This is a genomic window from Leptospira fluminis (assembly GCF_004771275.1).
GTDB classification, from domain to species: Bacteria; Spirochaetota; Leptospiria; order Leptospirales; family Leptospiraceae; genus Leptospira_B; species Leptospira_B fluminis.
The window spans coordinates 91,437-109,856 of record NZ_RQEV01000009.1; the positions used below are offsets into that span (position 1 = coordinate 91,437).

Here is an 18,420-nt window from a genome sequence, read left to right on the forward strand (position 1 = left end):
TCTGACTGAGTCTAGGACGGCTTTGTCAAGAAAAAAAGTCATTTTTGGTAAAACGGGTTACTTAAGACCACAGCAGTGGGGAATACGATCTGGATTCGAACATAAAGATCCCCCGGCTGAAAACGATAACTTCCCTTTTTTTGCCCGTAGGATCTCGAAAGGAGCTTTCCGTTTTTCCCGATAAAATCCACGGTCAAAGGAAGGTCCTCGAATTCGTAATACACCTCTTTTCCGTTCCGAATGCCGAAGATTTTGAGTTTCGGATCCGCCAATACCCGATCCATCTTTCGGACGCAGGCGTAATTTCCCGATTTTAGGGAGGAGAGTACGTCCTTTTCTTCCAAGGAATCCGAATTGATCAGAACGTATCTCATCAAAGATTCTCCGTCCTGGTCCGACATCTTAGTCGCGAACTCCCGTAGAGAAGGAAAGGAATCCTTCGTCACTTTTAGGTATTCCTCTTTGGGAAGATAGTGCAGATCGTCGCTCGCCATACAAAAAGAAGACACGCCTAAGCTTAAGAGCCTGTCCCAATATTCCAGGATATCTCCGAAAGGAGAAAGTACTTCGATCGCATTGTAACCGCTCAACTTTTCCAAAAAAGGAAGGGGAAAACTGTCGTACAAGGAGGGATGGTTGATCGTAACGAAATTCCCTTTCTTGTTCTGGAGATCGATTTCCCATTGGATGTTTTCCGGAGAGGAATACAGCGGGAACATGTCGTGATCCACTTCCCGGGCGCCCAGAACGGTCATGTGCCGCTTTCGGAAATTTCTTCCCCACTCGTATCCCGACAATCCGGCGATTTTTCCCGATGGAATGCGGGTGATCTTTTCGTAATCCGTAAACGAGAGTAATTCGTATCCGTGGTTCGCATACACTTCCATAACTTCTTCCGGTGAATTACGGAGCGGGGTAAACCAGGCTCTGTTCGTGTGCAAATGGATGGCGGCCTTGATCCACCTTTTTTTCTTAGAGGTCGCGTATGGATTTGATAATTCTCCTTTGTTCCATTCTCCGAGAGGTTTCGTTTTTAAAGGGGAACGTAGGAAGAGGATTGCCCAGGCAATCCATCCTAAAAGGAAAAGCGGAAGAGCGGGAAGAAAATAGATCAGGACTCGTTTCCACATCGGAATTTTAGGAGATACCTCTCGTTTTGTGTTCGGGGGAAATCGCTTGCAATCAGATTGCTATATATTTGTTCCGACGTCAATTTGTCTTTCCAATTCCCAAGATTTCCTCTTTTTCCGAAAAGATTGTTGCGCTCTCCTTCCCGAAAAAGTTTAGATTTTAAACATACGATCCTCCCCGTCGGATTCGCGTTTCTCACTGGTCTACGAAAATTGAAATCTAAAAAAATTGCAGTCATCCTCCCGGCATACAACGAGGAAATCACGATCCGAGAAACGATTCTCGCTTTTTATAAGGAATTGCCTCAGGCGGAATTCTGGATCGTAGATAATAATTCCTCCGATCGAACGAATTCCATCGCTACCGAAACTTTGAAAAAAAACAAAATCAAAGGGAAAGTACTGTCGGAAAGTAGACAAGGAAAAGCGAACGCCGTGCGGAAGGCCTTCTTCCATGCGGACGCCGATATCTACGTGATGACGGACGCCGATACCACCTACCCCGCCGAGGAAGTTCATAAGTTGATCGGCGCCTTAGAAACCGAAGAGCTGGACATGGTCGTAGGCGATAGATTGAGCCAAGGAATCTATCACAAGGAAAACAAGCGCAGGTTCCATTCTTTGGGAAACAATCTCGTCATCGCCATTATCAACCTTCTCTTCGGCGCGAAGTTAAAGGACGCAATGAGCGGTTATAGGGTCTTTTCCCGAAAGTTCATCAAGAACTATCCGGTCTTATCTTCCGGATTCGAATTGGAAATAGAAATGACGCTGCATTCCTTGGACAAACGTTTTGCGATCCGAGAGATCCCCATATCCTACAAGGACAGGCCGGCGGGAAGCGTTTCCAAATTGAATACGATCAGCGACGGTTATCGTGTGGTGAATCATATCCTCTGGATTTTCAAGGATTATAAGCCCATGCATTTTTTCGGCTTTTTATCCGTATTATCTTTGCTAGCGGCCGTAGCGGCGGGTGCTCCCGCCATAGTGGATTTTCTCCGTTACAGGTACGTATATCACGTTCCTCTAGCGGTTTTAGCCACCGGGTTGATGGTGGTCGCCGTTCTGAATTTTTCCATCGGACTGATCTTGCATACCGTTTCGAAAATCCAAAGATTCAATTTCGAACTCCAATTGTTGAAATTCGACAAGTCCTAACGAGATTTTTCCTCATTCCACACGCGAAGTAGAATCAATCCTCCATCCTTCGTTACCGGTTCGAACCTTTTCTTCGGATAGAGAAAGGTCAGTTCCGTGAGGCTATTCTCGTTTCCGATCAGAAACACTTTTTTGTCCTGAGGTTCGGTCAGAATTTCCGTCTCGTCCAAAAACTTGTAACTTCCTATGATATGGATTTTCTGATCCCGATAGAACATGGGATAAAAGGAAAGATATTTGTAAAATACGACTTCTCCCCCTTCTTGTATCGCTCGATCAAACAGGCGAAGATTCTTGTCCTGTAGCAAAGCCAATACTTTCGGAACGAGGGTGAAGGAAAGGGAAGATAGGAAGAGAAGAAGAGTCAACCAAACCGGAAGGAGAAACCGATGTAGCAAATCCTTTTTGGAAGGAAGAAGGAATACGAACAGAACGGAGACGGAAAGTCCTAAGAGCAGCAGGATTCCCGGAAGAGCATCCGTCCAGGAAAAAGTTGGAACCTTGGACTCGGAAAACGTACCTTGAGCGATCAGGTATTCCGCCACAAAAGGAAGGGAAATGAAAAGCAGGGACAGGAAGGCTCCGAAAATGCCGACAGCCAGGAAGAATCCTTTTTTCTGATCCAAAAATTCTCTTCCCCTCTCTTCCAGTAAGACGGCGGCAAAGAAGGAGAGAGGAAAGTAAAACGAGGAGGAGTAATGGGGAAGTTTCGTTTTTACGACGGAAAAGATCAGCAGTACTAGAACCGTCCAGCTTAACAGAAAGATCGCAGGAGAGCGAAGATCTTCCTTACGAAGCAGTTCCAGGTTTTTTCTCTTACTATAAGCGAACAAAAAGGGTGTCCATGGAAAAAATCCCACCAATGCTACGATAAAATGGTAAAACCAGGGACCGGTATGGGATTCCAGAGACTTCGTCAAAAGTTTCCTTTGGAATTCCAGGAAGCCGTCCAGAAATTCCCGTCCATGCAGCAGATAATCGGTGAGATAATAGGAAGAAACTCCTAATACGAAAATCACGACTCCAATCGTTACGTGCAAAACCGAAATCTGAAATCTACGTTCCGCGACTCTCATCGCCAAAAAGGAAGCCACAGGGATGGCGAGCCCGAGAGGTCCTTTGGCGAGTACCGCTAATGCCATACAAAACGAGGCAAAAGCGGAATATGTCCAAGCTCTCTCCTCCCCTTTTCTGGACTTCCGATCATAGAGAATGAGCCCGGCCGAACCCAAAAAGATAAAGGTATTGAAGAGGTGATCGATGTAAGCGGTTCTTGCCAGCACCAAAGGCAAAAGTGACGAGGAATATACCAATGCCCAAACCAATCCGAAGGAGGAGGACTTCAGTTTTTTCCCCAGCCAAAAAACGGAAACGAATGCCAAAAGACCGCTGAGCGCGGACGGAAACCGCGTGGAAAATTCGTTTAGACCGAAACAAAAATAAGAGAAAGAAGCCAACCAAAAATAAAGAGGAGGTTTTTCCGTGAAAAGCTGCCCATTTACGGAAATCCTGAAGAAATCCCCGGATAGATACATGCTTTTCGAAGCGGCACCGTAAATATTCTCATCCCAGTCGATTAGCGGAAAAGAACCTAGGCCGCAAAGTAAAAGAAAAAAATACAGGAAGGTCAAAAAAGGAACGGATCTGAAAAGGAACTCCAAGCGGGTCTCCCTAAATAGAATCCCTTCCGAGTAAATCGGTAGCCGTTACAAATACAATGATTTTTAGTACAAAAAAAAGCCCAACGGTCCGCGTTCAGAACGTTAGGCTTCAGAGTCGTACGGCGATTTATAACAAAATTATAAATCCGTCGGTCCCGTCGAAAGAACCTGCATTCGCTTAAGGTCCTCTCGACCGGCTCTCGGTTAGAAAACCGGTCGAGAAGCTACCGGAAGGTTACTTGAGTAACTGCAACACGGTTTGCGGTTTCATGTTCGCTTGCGCAAGCATCGCAGTGGCTGCCTGAGTCAGGATCTGGTAACGGGTAAAGCTGGTCATTTGCTCAGCCATATCCGTATCTCTGATCCGAGACTCCGCTGCTTGGATGTTTTCATAAGCGTTCATCAACCCCTTAGCGGCATGCTCCAGACGGTTGTAGTAAGCGCCTAAGTCTGCTCTCTGTTTGGAGATCAGCCTGAGCGCATCGTCCGCCAATCCGATCACGGAGTTGGCTTTTCCCGCCGTAGAAAGAGAGATGAAGGTAAGAACGGTCGGGTTTCTGAGACCCAAAGCCGCGGTATTCATCGTTTCGATATATACCCTTTCTCTCTGGTGCATATTCGCACCCATGTGGAACCACATACTCGCGGTCGGATTCAACCTTGCAAAAGCTCCGGTCAGGAGTTTCATCTTGTTGAATTCGGCCTGGGAAGCGATCCTATCGATCTCGTCGATCAATTGGGAGACTTCCACTTGGATTTGCTGACGGTCTTCCTCGGTATAAATACCGTTGGCGGCTTGAACCGCGAGAACACGGATCCTTTGGACGACTTCGTGGGTTTCTTGCAAATACCCTTCCGCCGTCTGGATCAGCGACATACCGTCCTCAGTGTTCTGTTCCGCTCTGCGCAAACCTCCGACCTGGGTCCGCATCTTCTCAGACACAGCCAAACCCGATGCATCGTCTCCGGCACGGTTGATTCTCATACCGGAAGACAATTTCTCGATGTCTTTAGTCATGTTTTCGCTGTTGAACTTCAACGTTCTGTGAGCGAAAATGGCACTGATATTGTGGTTAATAATCATTCGGTTCCTCCTTGAATCCGAATCCTCTTTCGAGGAATGTGACTTTCCTAGAGGTCTTCCTTGACCTCTTCACCTTTTGAATCGACTGGTTCCGAAAAACCGATAAGATACTTTTTTTGGTGCGATCGGATAAAAGAATCCTTCCCTCTTCCGATTTCTATGTCCCTTTTTCCTTTGAGGAACGCGGCTTTCCGGATCCGTTTTTAGAGGGAAAGGGCATGTTTTCAGAGGAAATCTTACGGACTTAAAATGCTTGCGCATCGCGACCGGGATCGGGCAAGCTGAAGTTACTCATGTTGCAAACCATTTATCTGGCAAATCCTCGCGGTTTTTGCGCCGGCGTAAAGTACGCCATCTCCTACGTGGAGCAGGTACAGGCGCAGTCCGATGAACAGATCTACGTAAGGAAGGAGATCGTTCATAACCGTCGAGTGGTGGAAGACATGAAAAAAAGAGGGATCAGATTCATCAACGAATTGGGTGAAGCTCCCGACGGTGCCACCGTGATTTTTTCGGCTCACGGGGTCTCTCCCGCTGTGGTCGAAGACGCAAAGCTTAGAAACATGAAAGTCGGCGACGCCACCTGCCCCCTCGTGACTCGGGTGCACCGCAAGGCGAGACGTTACAAAGACGAATATCAGATCATTTACATCGGCCACCAGGGTCACGACGAAGCCATAGGGACCATGGGAGAGGCAAAAATGTATTTGGTCGAATCTCCTGAGGATGTGGAGAAGCTTACGGATCGGATAGATCCTGAAAAACCGATCACATACCTGATGCAGACTACCCTCTCCGTCGCAGATACCCAGATTATCGTAAATCGGATTTCGGAACTTTTCCCTTCGGTGGAGCATCCTGCCAAAGACGACATCTGTTATGCGACTACCGAGAGACAGGAAGCCGTGGCCCAAATGATGGATTCCATAGATGCCATGCTCGTGATCGGAGCGGACAATAGTTCCAATTCCTTACGACTCCTCCAATTGGCGCAGAAGTCCAGACCGTCCTCCTTTAAAGTTACCTCCTCTGAGGATCTGGATAAGGAATATCTGGAAAAAAATCGGATTCGCATCCTCGGAATAACCGCAGGAGCGTCCACTCCGCAGATTCTAGTGGATGAAATTATAGAAAAGCTTAGGTATTTCTACCCCGGAGTCGAGGTCCAGCTTTTCCCCGATTCCAGAGAGGATTCCATGAGCTTCAAACTTCCGGGAAAATTATTGAATTGAATGCAGTATGGGTAGCTTGATTTCCGCGGCTACTTTGCGGCGGATTTGGGCTCCCGTGTAGTCGTTCACTTCGCTTAAGCGAACGGAACATCCGACTTGCCTTCCCAGATTTTGGACCATATTCAACCCTATGCCGAATCCGAAATCCTCCTTATGGAAACGCTCGTCATAGATATGATTCAATTTAAAAAACGGTTCGAACACTTTGTCCGAATATTTTTCCGGTATACCCGATTTGCCGGTTTCTTTTCCGTCGATCTCGTTAAGGATGCCGATACTGACGTTTTTGTCGTCGGCATACAGCATCACCTGTATGTGCGCACCTTCGGGAGAGAATTTCATGGCGTTGATTAAAAGCTCCTTAACGGCAAACGTTAAAAACTTTCCGTTGCTATTCACGACGCGATCCGGAAATTTACTTTCGAAGGAAATCTGATTGTTTTTTATCTGAGTAAGTTTATCGACGGAGGTTATGGTCTGAGATAGCAGTTCCTGTATTCTCCTCATCTCGATAGCCTCGTCCTCGATTTTCAAATCGAAGAGACTCTTTAGGTTCTCCAATTTATCCGTCCAATTGCGCATCATATTCTTGTTTTCTAGAAGGGTGCGCATTAGGTCGTTCGGGATCAGAACCTCCCCGTCTTCCCTCTTCATGCAGATTTCCGCGAGGTCGAGGTTGATCAAAAGAGAACCCAAACCTAATCCCTGGGCGGAACTATGCGAAATATTATTCAATATGTTTTTTCCGATCGTCATCTGATCCGAATTTCTCTGATAATCTTTCCACAAAAGCCAATCTATTTCGCCGGAAAGGGAGGATTCGTCTTCCAAAACCGCGCGATAGTTTCGGATTTTACTTTGATAGCATTCGACGGCGTCCAAGGTGGATTGTAACAATTGTTTTTCCTGTTCCGGTTTTCTCAATTGCGCCCAGACCCAATTGTAAGAGACCATTCTGAGCGAAGCGACTTCGTATTCGGAATAGATAATCACTAAGCAGCCGGGAGACACTTTTCTAAGCGCCTTCAATACCGCCAAATCTTCCATCCCCTGCCACTTGATACCGCTGATAATGATAGCCGGGGTCTCTAAGCTACATTTGAAAAATGCTTCCGCGAGGGAGGAAGCCGTAATCAGTCGTACATGTTGTTTTTGGAATAAAAGTAACATCCTGGACAAGGATGCGGGGTCATCGTCCAAATATAAGACTTTTCTAAAAATCTCGTCTTTTTCTTCCGATAGCTTGCCTGAGTTGGCGGGAATCCCTTCTTCTTTTTTTACGAACCCGAGGACGGAACCTTCGAATCTGGAACGTTCCGCTTCCTCGATGTTCGTCCAATCCATTTTTAATCCGACTCTGACCGTTCCCTCCTCCCCTTTGGTCCACCAACGTAAAGAGCCTATCAGAAAAAAGGGTTTCTGTTTCGGCAAATGCAGCGTAAATTCGTAGTTTTCGTGCTGATTAAGCGTTTCACGCAGAAGGTCGCCCGTCAGAGAGAAACCGACACCGTTATGCGAAATGTCGGACACGGCAAATTTACCCGCAAATTTCTGCTTAGAGGGATTTTTTAGCTCGTCGGACATTTGTTTCACTATGTCCACCATTTCGGTTAACATTTCTTCCGAAATGCGTTTCTCTCTGCTTTGAAGCCAAAGATATGCAAACGGTAAAGGATCGGACGCCGATTTTTCGCGAACAAAAATAGGTAGAATCAATTCGGATCGAATATTTTCATTTTTGTATCTTTCCCTAAGAACGTCCGGGGATTCCCTTATGAACGTATCGTCATCCGGTACGTTTTTGCCTTCCGCGCCTTCCACTTCCAAATTACGGGTATCTTTTAGATAAAAAACCTTTCCCGTTTTTTGAACCAGATGGAAACGCTCTGGGTCTTCCGATTGGAACGCATCTATATGCACAGTATCGAATGGCATTCTTGCCAAAATGCTTTCGTATTTTTTGAATAAAAATCTCACGAAGTCCGCTGTAATCGGATCCTCGGAATCTAATGAGGAGGAATCTGCGGACTGAAAATCGGTCACGTAGCAAATTCCCCCACTGAGAGGGATTCTTTTTTCTGAACGTTTCATCGCTTTCGTTAGAGTTCGGACGCCGATTCGGCGGAGACATTTTTGAATTTGAGCTCTATTACGACCTCTCGGCCCGGAAGATTGTTTTTGCCTCCCTTGACTTCGTAGAGGTAGGTTTTGCAGTCGATTTGCTTGGCGAGATTTCGCACCACATTTAGGCCGATCCCCATCCCTAATTCTTTCGTATAAAAACGTTCATCGTAAAGATTGCTGATACGAAAGAAAGGTTCGAATACCTTATGATAATATTCCTCCGGAACGCCGCAAATTCCGTTTGTGGATCGACTAGGAGAATTTTTGACGAGCAAGCTGCTAGATTGTTTCGAAGCGTTGAAAGAAACCGCGATTTCGGAACCCTCCGGCGAGAATTTCATCGCATTAATTAAGATTTCATACAGAGAAAAGTTGAGAAATTCCGAATTACAATGGAAAACGGCGGGTTCGAACGCGTCGGAAATCGAAAGAGTGTGGTTTTTGATCCGAAACGTAGGAAGAAGTTCCTTTCCGATCCTTTCCATCGAATCCCTCAATTCCGAAGAAGACATCGGAACCTTTTCTACGTTTAGGTCTAGATATCTTTTAAAGAATTCGATCTGATCGATCCTTTCTCTAAGGGCATCTTTAGTGCTTAAAACCACATCCATCAGCTTTTCGGGCAATCGAGTGCATTCCTCCTCCTTTTTCATAAAGAACTCGCAAAGGTCTAACTGGCCGACCAAGGATCCGATTCCGATCCCTTGAAACATACTATTGGCAAGATTGTGAATGATTCCCTTTCCCAATTGCAAATCGTCGGTAACGGAAATCGATTCTTTCCAAACCAACCATTCCAATTCGTAGGACAGGTTTTCCTTTTTTGCGCTTTGTAACTTTATTTTTTGATTCAATTCTAGGATGTGGAAGATCGCCGTCGAAATTTCGGATGATAAATCTTCGTTGAGAGATTCCTCCCGTAAGTAGCTCCAAATCCAATCGTAACCTTCCAGACTTCTTGTCTGAGTCTTTGCAGGCAATACGAACAAAAATAGACTTTCCGGGCAGAGCTTGTGAAGAAGCGAAAGTCTCGTGTGCAGATTTTCGGAGACCGTTTCGTACTCCACAAGCAACAGATCGGGAGTGGTCGAGATGATATCTTTCAGAGCTTCTTCATACGAATCCGCCGGGACTATATTTGCGGAAAAGTCGGATAGTTTGGTTTCTGCCGTTTCCCATAAACTTTGCGAGGAACTTAAAATCAGTAGCCGCAGTTCAGTTCCGGATTCGAGCAGATTCGCTTCAGTATAATGAGCGTTGTTCATCGATCAAGCTCCTCCATTCGAATAGAATGTAATTCTCATAATTACACTTTCTTTGAAATCGAAGTGATTTCTTCCGGAAATACCTGTCCCATCGACTCCGGTCCAAAATGCAAAAATACCTGTCAGAAAAGAAATATCCATCGGCTCGGCTCTCCTGCCATACTCCCGCTCGACCGCGGGTCGAAGTTTTTTAGTATGTATTATTTTGTTTGCTAATTTATGGAAAAATTAATACAATTTTTGAATAGGATGTCAATAATTAGATTTTCTAAATATTCTAACTTTCCTCATTTTATTTTGGGATAGGGGCATATTATAAACCGAAAACGTTACACGCGCTATCGATTTTGGTATAATTTTAGGGGATAAATTATAGATAGGAAAGAAAAAATAAGAGCGGGAAAGAATTTTAGGAACGGACCTGTTCCGAAATTTTCGGGAGCTTCCAAAGAAGACTCCGGATGTATCCGGAAGTCTTTCTTTGGAATTTGCGGTTTCTCAAAGAAGAGATAGGGTAGTTTTGTTCTTTCTCTCCTGAATTTCTTCCGGAGTTTCTACTTTTAGGATTTCATCCGGAATGATTTTAAAAATGGTCTGGCCTTTCTGGATGATCTTACCGTCGCTTTCCTTTAGTACGATCTCTTTGATTCTCCCGGAGAAAGGAGCTGTCACTTTATTGAACATTTTCATCACTTCGACGATGAATAATGGCTGTCCGGCCTTGAAATGGTCCCCTTCCTGGATCATAGGAGGAAGGTCCGGAGCTTCCCTGGAGTAGAACATCCCTCCCATAGGGGATACGATTTCGTCCGAACTCGCTTTGGGAGCCGGTGCCAAATACTTAATGAGCGCGTCTCTAGTGGAGGCATTCTTGAATTCATCGGGAATTATGGGTTCCAGATTTTCGTCTACGGAGAGTGTGTAAAATCTGGAACGATTTCCTAGATTCGGAATGATTTTCAGTAGTTCCAATCCGATCTGGAAACCTTTGTGAGATGAAATCGCCCTAGACCAGAGTGAATCGTCGAATTCTGCAGGGGCTTTTTTGGCGGCAAAAAAGGAATCCCATTCGGCGGAATCCGCTTTGATACCGGTTCGTTTTTCCAATTCGGAATAGAAAGCGAGACCGGCCTTCAGGATTTGGTCGTCATGGTCCCAAATCTTTTCGGACGGAGATTGGTGAAGTTCCCCTTCCATATTCAGATAAGTGTAAAGGTCGGAAAGAACGTGCAACGGGTTCCTAAGCCACACCACATTTTCCCGATCCAGTTTCCAAGATCGGTTCAAGTGGTATCCTAAAAAGCCGGCCAAAAGATGCGCATCGGAAAGCAGATCTCCGAGCGGTCTTGTGATCAAGGTCAGTTTTCGACCCGTCGTCTTCTTTGCTTCCGCAGGCCCCGAAGAAGTAACTTTCTTCCAGGCTACTTCTAAGTCCACGTCCTTCGCTAGGACTTCAAGGGAACCGACGGCGGCTAAGTACGAGATCATAAACGCGGTGGACGGTTTGAACATAGGATCCTTACCCAGGATCCAATTGATCAATCCGTAATGTACGATCAGGTTCGTCTGAAGGTCTTGCCCTCTCAATTCCGTTTTTCGCAGAATATTTCCTAATTTGCGAAGATTATCTTCCCGGGTAGAGCCGTAGGTTATGAGAAGCGCTATGTTGGAGTCGTAAGCGCCGGCAACCCGATAATGAACGAAGAGGCCGGTATCCGGATTTCGTACAGAAATGCCCTGATCGTCCCGGATCTCTTCCGGCAAAGACTTTGACCAATTCAGGATAATTCCACCGGCGTGCGGTTGGATGGCTTTATTAGTGGCATTAATCCGGACTTCCGCGCCGGAAACGTTTCGAACCCCGCGGGTCGGTTTCGGTAAACGTTTTCCGTGAAGCGAAATCAATGCCATCGCTTCGATCAGACTATCTACGACGAAGAATTCCGCCTTATTTTCCGGATTCATAAACTTCAGAGTGTAAACCATTTCGGTCACTCTGTGCTCTACTTGGATCCGGGTATTCATCTCCATGAAGAAGTGATTCGTTCCTTCCACGATCAACTCGAATGTGGAAACGCTGTTCAGCTTTACGGCTTCCCCGAATCTTTCGGATTGTTCCTCCATTTCTTTCAGAACTTTCAAGTCGGCTTTTAATATCTCCGCTTTCTTTCTGGAAACTTTTTCCGTAGCTTCGATTTCCTTTTCCAAAAGCTCTTGGGTCAGGGAGATTTCCAAAAGTTTTTGTTCGTGCATCTGCACGGAACAATCCCTTCCACCTAAGGCCAGACACCATTCTCCGTTTCCGATCAATTGTATCTCGTTGTGTCTGGTCTTTTCGATGTTCAATTCTATCAAAAAGTTTCGGTTGGATCCGGGAGCGGTCACTTTGGATTCGGATAGGATCTCTTGAACGGCGGTTTTGACTTCCTCCGGTCGCGCGACCACGCGTTGTCCCTTTCCTCCTCCGCCTCCTACGTATTTGAAACGGATTCGGTTCGAAGGATATTTTTTCCAGATCTCGGCGCACTCCAGCTCGGCTTGCATTTGCAAATCCGCGATCGTCACTAGTTCTATGATTTTATCGTATCCTAGGTATAACAGTGCTTCCGCATTGTCTTCCAAGCTCTTGGAGGAATCGAAGGTAAAGGAAATCCCTTTTTCCTTCGCGAGCGCTTCCAAAGCCGACTTGTCTTTCGCCTTTTTCAGAAGACAAATCGCGGAAATATTATCCACTCCAGGAGTAACGGAAACGTTCAACTTCCTGGCTAATTTTTTGGCCTCGTCTTTGGAACCGGCTTGGTGGGCCACATAGGCGGAAGGTCCCATGAAGATAATTCCGCTCTTTTCTATGGCTTCGATGAACTCGGCGTCTTCAGCCATGAAACCGTAGCCGGCGAAAATATGGGTGTATTGGTTCTCTTTTGCGATCCCGATAATCTGCTTGATTCTGGCCGCTTTTTCTTCGGCTCCGGCGCCCATATAATCGGGAACGCGATGGATATTGGAAGGAAATCGGAATCCTCTCAGTTCGGGAGCCAAGGACATGGGATAAACTACCGAATCTTTTTCGGAAAGAAGGATCCCGTATTCGCGGATTCCGATCAGATCGAAAATCTCCATCGCTTCCTTACGGACCGGTCCACGGCAAACGATCAGGCACTTAATGGATTCGAGCGAAAAAGATCGAATCCATGGAGAAGAAGATTCGTGGAATTTAATACGTCTGTTTTGGTAGTCGATCATCGGTTCTTATTCGAACTCCCTTTGTGGTCCGGACATCGGCGCCGGTTTATAGTGACGGACTAGATAGTCAAGATTCTGGAATAGAATGCTTCGAGTCGTTCCCGGAAGGACGATTCTGGAAACGGAACCCAGGGACAATGCTTCTTTCGGGTTCATTAGCTCTTTTTCATATTGTTGGGAAAGAGCTTGGAATTTCTTATCTCTTATGGAGACCGCTTCTTTTTCCCCCATCCCTTTTTTCAGATTTTCCTGAAACTCTTTGTGGATGGCGGTCATTTCGTCCTTATAGACGTAGTCTTTTCCCGCGGGACCCATAACCGCGATTCTTGCGGTCGGCAATGCGAATACCATATTTGCGCCGGTGTGGTAGGAGTTAAAGGAAGCATAGGCTCCCCCGAACGCGTTACGGATGATCAGAGTCAGTCGAGGCGTTCTCAGATCGATGATGGAATCCAACAGTTTGCGTCCTTCTAAAACGATTCCGTTGTGCTCCTGTTCTTTTCCGGGGAGGAATCCTGTGGTATCTTCCAGGAAGATCACCGGAATGTTGTACACGTTACAGAATCGAATGAATCTGGTTCCTTTTCTTGCCGCGCCGATATCGATCTGTCCGGAAGACACCGCGGAATTATTCGCTACGAATCCCACTACGTGGCCTCCGATTCTTCCGAAGGCGGTAACCAGATTTCTGGCGCGCTGGGGTTGCAGTTCGAAATACTGTCCGTGATCGCAGATATTCTGAATGTAGAGAGTAATATCAAAGGGGGTATTCATCCCGGTCGGTGAATTGAAGGTTTTCTTGAATAGAATATCCTCCTCGTATATGAATCGATCCGTAGGATCCGAAGTAGGGTGGAAAGGAGCAAAGGAGGAGTTGTTGTTCGGGAGATAAGACAGCAATCGCAGCGAGGTACGCAGAGAGCCCAGTTCGTCGTTGGTGACGAGATCCACCACTCCGCTCTGACCGTGTACTTTCGGACCTCCCAAATCGTCCGCGGAGATATCCTCTCCTAATACCGATTTGACCACTCCGGGACCGGTCAGACCGAAAAAGGTGTTTTCGGACTGGATCATAAAAGATCCCTGGCGAGGAAGATAGGATCCGCCCCCCGCGTTGAATCCGAACATAAGCATGATGCTCGGAACCACCCCGCTGATCTTACGCAAAGCGGTAAACGCTTCCGAATACCCGTCCAAACCTCCGACTCCAGCGGGAACATAGGCCCCTGCGGAGTCGTTCATTCCGATGAGAGGGATTCCGTGTTCGCCCGCCATATAGATCAATCTGGCAAGTTTACTTCCGTTGGTCGCGTCCATGGATCCGGCACGCAAGGTAAAGTCGTGTCCGTATACGGCGACATCTCTTCCGTTAATGTTTAAGATTCCGGTGACGAGAGAGGCCCCGTCTAGATTTTTTCCCCAATTCTGATATAGAATATTCGGTTCCGATTCGGTCAAAACCTTGATACGTTCCCAAACGGTCATCCGTCCTTTGGAATGTTGAACCAAAATCCGATCCGTTCCGCCTCCTTGCAAAGGTCTGGTAAGCAGTTCCTTGCCCATTGCATTGGCTTCTTCATAAATGCCGCCGGAGACGGAGCCTTGGTGGAATCCGGAAGGATTGAGGAAGGGATTTTCCAGGGAATAGGTTTGTTCCGACATGCTTGTTCCTGTCCGTTGGGAATAATGGCTTTTCTCGGAATCTGATCGAAGTATGTCCGCCGTTTGCTTTGAAAGGCGATTCTATACGTGCCGAGGCTAGCCGGTACACAGTTTTTTTAAAAAGGCCAGGGAGGAAAGCGGAAAATAAAGGAAGTCCCTAGCTTCGGCAAGCCTAAAGCGAGACCGAAGCGGGATCTTGCATGCTTCGGTTAATAACGAAAAGGACCCCGCTTTATTTTAAGGCGGAATCCACCGTGTCGTAGATCTTAAAAAGGGAATCCATATCGATAATTTCGAATACCTTACGGACTGCCGGGCGTAGCGCCGCCAATTTAAGCTGGATCTCGCGTTCCTTACAAACGCGTAAGGATCCCACGATCACTCTCAGGCCGGCTGAAGAAACGAATTCCACGTTGGACATATCCAGAACGATATTTGATTCGCTGGCTTTATTGATATGTTCCATGAACGCCTGTTCGATTTTATGGGTATTATGAACGTCCATGTTTCCGATCAGATGAACGACTCGCGAATTCCCTTTGATTTCTACAGTAAGCTCCATTTTCAACCGCCGCTAGCGAAAGTTTTTCTTGAGGGTCAGAATGTTCCGCCCTTCTTCGGTGTTATAGTCCACCGAGTCCATCAGTTTTTCGATTAAATACACACCGAATCCGCCCTTCCTTTTTCCGGAAAGATTTTCCTCGATCGACGGGTTTTTTACCGTAGATCGATTGAATTCTGTGCCTGAATCGGTAAGGACGATCGTGATAGAATCTTCAGTAAAGCGTATTTTACAATCGAATTTCGGATTTCTGAGTAGAGTATCCTTGTATCCGTGCATCACTATATTCGTCCCTGCTTCATCGCAAGCAAGTAGTATATCGTCCCGGAAAGCCTCGTCCAAATTTCTGACCTTGATCGTATCGTAGATGAACTCCCTAAATACCGGAATCTGGGAAGTATTTGCGTCGAATGTGCGGTAAAATTGGAAGTCGTCGTTGAATTTCAGGAGCAAAACTGTAAAATCGTCGAACGGCTCTTTGGAACCCGAAAAAGCTCGAATGATCGAATATAGTTCCTGAACGATCTGTCTGGACGGGAGATGGCGTCTGATTTTGATCTCTTCGATCATCCTTTCCAGGCCGAATTCCGCGCCTTGGGGATCCTTTTCTTCTACCGCCCCATCCGTATAGAGGACTACGATGTCGCCGGGACGTACTCTGAAATTTCCACCCTTATATTTCGCCGTAGGAATCACTCCCAAGGGAGGACCCTGTCCTTTAATCAATTCGTAGGATCCGTCCTCTTTGATCCAAACCTGATCATTGTGTCCGGCGGACGCATATTCCACCGTAAAAATGGAGGGATTATAATGAATAAAGAAAGCGGTCACGAACATCCCGAAATGGGAATCTTCGAAAATGAGTTCGTTTCCCTGACGCAGGATTTCCTCCGGGGTCAGGTCGTGATTTCTCGCGAGAGTGCGGATAATGGAGGAACTCATCGCCATAAAAAGCGCTGCGGGAAGGCTTTTACCGGAAACATCGGCGACCAAAAAGGAATACTGTCCGTCACTGTACTGGTAGTAGTCGTAAAAATCGCCCGATACGTCCTTGGCGGGGTAGGAAAGAATTCCCAAATCGAAATTGGACAGAAAGACTTTTTCGGAAGGAAGAATATTCTGTTGGATCTTTCGTGTGATATCGATTTCCTGCTGGATCGCCTTTTTGGCCAGCATCTCGTTCCGTAATCGAAACGCTTCGAATCCCTTCGTGACCTGGGAGGCCATAGTTTGCAAAAGACGAAAATCGGAATCCCTATAGGAAAGTTTATCCTTACGATCCGCCACCGTAACGGCGCCGTACGGTTCCCCGCTGGAAAGAAATAACGGAACGATAATATAGGAACCTTTCAGATAGGTTCTATCCAGAGAGTGAGGAAAGGGTTGGTTTAGAATATCCCGCTTTAATATGGGAAGCCCTTCCCTAATGCTCGCGAAAATCTGCGAAGTCTCGATCTCCGCTTCCGGAATGCGATCGATCCTTTCGTGCACTCCGTCATAAAAAGCGCAACTGATACTTCCCTCTCTGCTGAGACTGTACAGAAAAATTCCCGAAATAGTGGCGTCCAACTCGTGATGAACCATGCGAATCGTTTTGCGAACGAGACCTAACCTGTTTCTAGATTGAGTCACGGCATGCGAAAGCTCGAAAAGAGATTCGAGTTCCGAGACTTTTTTTCTCAGGTCCCTGTTTGCGAGTTCCAGGTTCTGTAACAGTCCGGTTTTCTGTATGGCCAGAGCCGAGGTTCCGGAAAAACTTAAGAATAGTTCCAGATCCTCGGTCGTAAACGCTTCTCTGTCTACGGTATTGATCGCCTCGATGACTCCGATCACCTCGTCGTTCGCGACAAGCGGCGCCGCCATGATGTTCCGAGTCGTAAATTGGGAAACCCGATCCACTTCCTTATAGACTCGATCGTCGTTCTGCGCGTCGTTGATGATCATCGGTTTGCTTTCTCGGACGACTAAGCCTGCCACGCCTTTTGCAACAGGCACTTTCATCTTCGTGACGGCTTCGCTTTTTTCGCCCAAAACCGTATGAAAATAAAGGTGCTCCTTGGTTTCATCTAAGAGAAGCACGCTGCAGGCTTCCGTTCGAAAGACCGTTTTGGAGGAAAGCATGATCGCCTCCAAAAGCTGCGACAAATCCAAGGAGGAATTGATCAACCCGGATACGCGGATCACTTCGGTTAGTAAAAAATCGAAACGTTCGGATTGTCTTTTGGCCTGCGCCGCCTCCAGGACCAACTGAGTCGTTGCTAATAAGGAGAGAGTGACTAGGGAGGAATCTCCCGAAACGTAGGATTCCCGCAGAAGTCTGCCGATGGTTCTACAGGTGGTTCGTAAAAGTTCGAAGTCGGTCTTAGCGAACTTATCTAGGGTTCGCTTCCCTCTCAGTACTAAAACCGCATACGCCGATTCTTTCTGAGTGGGAATTTCGAGCCCGTTTAGTTTCAGTTTGCAGACTATAAGAGGAGCGGGAGAAGAACTCTTTGTCCAAGGAGGAGATTTTCCTCTATCGAGCAGCAGATCTTTTCCGTTATGGGAAAAAACCCAATCCGCCGCTTCCACTAAATCCTTGTCCGAAGATCCGGAGACCAGTCGCAGTCCGCCGGAATGAAATCGTGAAAACACGGCTCCACTCTCGGCGTGCGTAAGACCGATCGATTCCCGCAAAAAACTCTCGAAGATAGCGGAGACTCCCTCTCCTTCCTCTAAGACGAGGGAGCCATCCGGACGGCTTCGAAGTAGAGTCTCCTGTTTTTTGACTTGGGACAAGTGTGAAACGCTTAAGATTGGAACTTGAGAGATTCTTCCCGCAGTTTTTTATTGGTGAGTTCCAATTCCTTGATTCTGTTCATTGCGGTAATAAGTTCGTCTCTGGAAAGATTCGTGACTATGGAAGTAGCGTCGAAAGCTTCTTTCACATTCTTTAATTCTTGGCCGGAGTATTGGATGATCGTCTCATACATCCGGATGATTTCGTCCGCATTCTCTAATTCCTGTTCGTTGAGCCTAAGGACTTTTTCATAGCCCTTGATAATGTCGTTCTGAATCTTTATCTTTTTCTTTAATTCCTCTATGGATTCGCTCATCCATGTGCTCCTAACAATTATCTATTGACAGCACGCCCTCCCGTGGAATCTTTGGGCCCGAGGGGACGTAGCTCAGTTGGGAGAGCGTTTGAATGGCATTCAAAAGGTCGGGGGTTCGATTCCCCTCGTCTCCAATACCCTCCCGTTTTCTTCCCTATAACTACTTACTTTTCACGGCCACTGTCAATATCTTTTGGGACT

The 18,420-nt window shown here is 46.6% G+C and carries 12 protein-coding genes and 1 tRNA gene; 3 read left to right on the forward strand and 10 right to left on the reverse strand.

Annotated features, from left to right (window positions below):
• Positions 1–38: 38 nt before the first annotated feature.
• Positions 39–1,130 (reverse strand): CehA/McbA family metallohydrolase domain-containing protein, encoded by a 1,092-nt coding sequence (locus EHO61_RS08565; RefSeq protein ID WP_135813213.1) that lies wholly within the window; start codon positions 1,128–1,130, stop codon positions 39–41.
• A gap of 213 nt (positions 1,131–1,343) precedes the next feature.
• On the opposite strand from EHO61_RS08565, the gene EHO61_RS08570 reads away from it, so the two are divergent.
• Entirely contained in the window at positions 1,344–2,291 is a 948-nt protein-coding gene (locus EHO61_RS08570; protein ID WP_135813214.1) for a glycosyltransferase family 2 protein, read from the forward strand.
• On the opposite strand, the gene EHO61_RS08575 is transcribed toward EHO61_RS08570, so the two are convergent.
• Both EHO61_RS08575 and EHO61_RS08580 read right to left on the reverse strand, forming a co-directional pair.
• Positions 2,288–3,952 carry an ArnT family glycosyltransferase gene (locus EHO61_RS08575; protein ID WP_210415324.1) on the reverse strand — a complete coding sequence of 555 codons (1,665 nt, stop codon included), beginning with the start codon at positions 3,950–3,952 and terminating at the stop codon, positions 2,288–2,290. The two genes, EHO61_RS08570 and EHO61_RS08575, sit on opposite strands and share 4 nt — an antisense overlap.
• Before the next feature lie 235 nt (positions 3,953–4,187).
• Complete coding sequence (locus EHO61_RS08580; RefSeq protein ID WP_135768878.1) at positions 4,188–5,036, reverse strand: flagellin N-terminal helical domain-containing protein; 849 nt, start codon at positions 5,034–5,036, stop codon at positions 4,188–4,190.
• A 293-nt stretch (positions 5,037–5,329) separates the two neighbouring features.
• Between EHO61_RS08580 and ispH the strand changes: the two genes are divergently transcribed.
• The gene (gene ispH, locus EHO61_RS08585) at positions 5,330–6,268 is read left to right on the forward strand and encodes a 4-hydroxy-3-methylbut-2-enyl diphosphate reductase (RefSeq protein ID WP_135813215.1); all 939 of its coding nucleotides are present in this window, start codon (positions 5,330–5,332) and stop codon (positions 6,266–6,268) included.
• Here ispH and EHO61_RS08590 read toward each other — a convergent pair.
• The 7 genes from EHO61_RS08590 to EHO61_RS08620 form a co-directional block, all read right to left on the reverse strand.
• Positions 6,257–8,359: a DUF1577 domain-containing protein gene (locus EHO61_RS08590; protein ID WP_135813216.1), complete on the reverse strand. Its 2,103-nt coding sequence runs from the start codon at positions 8,357–8,359 to the stop codon at positions 6,257–6,259. The two genes, ispH and EHO61_RS08590, sit on opposite strands and share 12 nt — an antisense overlap.
• Before the next feature lie 8 nt (positions 8,360–8,367).
• Positions 8,368–9,657, reverse strand: a complete 1,290-nt coding sequence (locus EHO61_RS08595; protein WP_135813217.1) for a sensor histidine kinase — start codon at positions 9,655–9,657, stop codon at positions 8,368–8,370.
• Between the two features lie 498 nt (positions 9,658–10,155).
• The gene (locus EHO61_RS08600) at positions 10,156–12,900 is read right to left on the reverse strand and encodes an ATP-binding protein (protein WP_135813218.1); all 2,745 of its coding nucleotides are present in this window, start codon (positions 12,898–12,900) and stop codon (positions 10,156–10,158) included.
• A 6-nt stretch (positions 12,901–12,906) separates the two neighbouring features.
• Positions 12,907–14,562 (reverse strand): acyl-CoA carboxylase subunit beta, encoded by a 1,656-nt coding sequence (locus tag EHO61_RS08605; RefSeq protein WP_135813219.1) that lies wholly within the window; start codon positions 14,560–14,562, stop codon positions 12,907–12,909.
• Positions 14,563–14,794: 232 nt separating this feature from the next.
• Positions 14,795–15,124, reverse strand: coding sequence for an STAS domain-containing protein (locus EHO61_RS08610; RefSeq protein ID WP_135813220.1), 330 nt, complete (start codon positions 15,122–15,124; stop codon positions 14,795–14,797).
• Between the two features lie 12 nt (positions 15,125–15,136).
• Entirely contained in the window at positions 15,137–17,902 is a 2,766-nt protein-coding gene (locus tag EHO61_RS08615; protein ID WP_135813221.1) for a SpoIIE family protein phosphatase, read from the reverse strand.
• Between the two features lie 11 nt (positions 17,903–17,913).
• Positions 17,914–18,219: a hypothetical protein gene (locus tag EHO61_RS08620; protein ID WP_135768886.1), complete on the reverse strand. Its 306-nt coding sequence runs from the start codon at positions 18,217–18,219 to the stop codon at positions 17,914–17,916.
• Positions 18,220–18,280: 61 nt separating this feature from the next.
• On the opposite strand from EHO61_RS08620, the gene EHO61_RS08625 reads away from it, so the two are divergent.
• Positions 18,281–18,353, forward strand: a tRNA-Ala gene (locus tag EHO61_RS08625).
• The last annotated feature ends 67 nt before the right edge of the window (positions 18,354–18,420 follow it).

What these genes read in the sequence shown, in the direction of transcription:
- EHO61_RS08565 (WP_135813213.1), bottom strand. Translation starts at nt 1,130, where the DNA reads ATGTGGAAACGAGTCCTGATCTATTTTCTTCCCGCTCTTCCGCTTTTC.
- EHO61_RS08580 (WP_135768878.1), bottom strand. Translation starts at nt 5,036, where the DNA reads ATGATTATTAACCACAATATCAGTGCCATTTTCGCTCACAGAACGTTG.
- ispH (WP_135813215.1), top strand. Translation starts at nt 5,330, where the DNA reads ATGTTGCAAACCATTTATCTGGCAAATCCTCGCGGTTTTTGCGCCGGC.
- EHO61_RS08590 (WP_135813216.1), bottom strand. Translation starts at nt 8,359, where the DNA reads ATGAAACGTTCAGAAAAAAGAATCCCTCTCAGTGGGGGAATTTGCTAC.
- EHO61_RS08595 (WP_135813217.1), bottom strand. Translation starts at nt 9,657, where the DNA reads ATGAACAACGCTCATTATACTGAAGCGAATCTGCTCGAATCCGGAACT.
- EHO61_RS08600 (WP_135813218.1), bottom strand. Translation starts at nt 12,900, where the DNA reads ATGATCGACTACCAAAACAGACGTATTAAATTCCACGAATCTTCTTCT.
- EHO61_RS08605 (WP_135813219.1), bottom strand. Translation starts at nt 14,562, where the DNA reads ATGTCGGAACAAACCTATTCCCTGGAAAATCCCTTCCTCAATCCTTCC.
- EHO61_RS08610 (WP_135813220.1), bottom strand. Translation starts at nt 15,124, where the DNA reads ATGGAGCTTACTGTAGAAATCAAAGGGAATTCGCGAGTCGTTCATCTG.
- EHO61_RS08620 (WP_135768886.1), bottom strand. Translation starts at nt 18,219, where the DNA reads ATGAGCGAATCCATAGAGGAATTAAAGAAAAAGATAAAGATTCAGAAC.